This window comes from Streptomyces sp. WM6386 (assembly GCF_000972385.1).
GTDB lineage: Bacteria > Actinomycetota > Actinomycetes > Streptomycetales > Streptomycetaceae > Streptomyces.
Map to the genome: position 1 here is coordinate 1 of NZ_JXTE01000705.1, position 339 is coordinate 339.

Sequence of the window (339 nt, forward strand, 5' to 3'; positions counted from 1 at the left end):
ACCGGGAGGCGTACGACACCAGATAGAAGCGGTGCGGGGACTTCGCAAGGAGCCGGAAGCCCCGGTACTGGTACCGGTAGGGCGCGCCCTGGCTGCCGTAGTCCTTGGACTCGATGCCCGACGCGTGATGAGCGAGGGGCACCCGCGAGTGGACCACCACGTACGGCGTGCCCTTATAGCCCTCCCGCGCCCTCAGAATGCCGTCACCGCGGCCGATGTCGGCGACGAACTGCGCCATCGCGTAGAACAGGCTCAGCGTCAACAGCCCGATCAGCAGCGTGCCGCTGGCCAGCCACCTCCGGCCGGCGGCGGAGGGCTCCCGGGGCAGGCCCCGCCCCT

At 70.5% G+C, this 339-nt stretch carries 1 pseudogene; it reads right to left on the reverse strand.

The features are described 5' to 3' along the window. A pseudogene (locus TN53_RS43320) lies at positions 1 to 339 on the reverse strand (hypothetical protein); the annotation flags it as partial.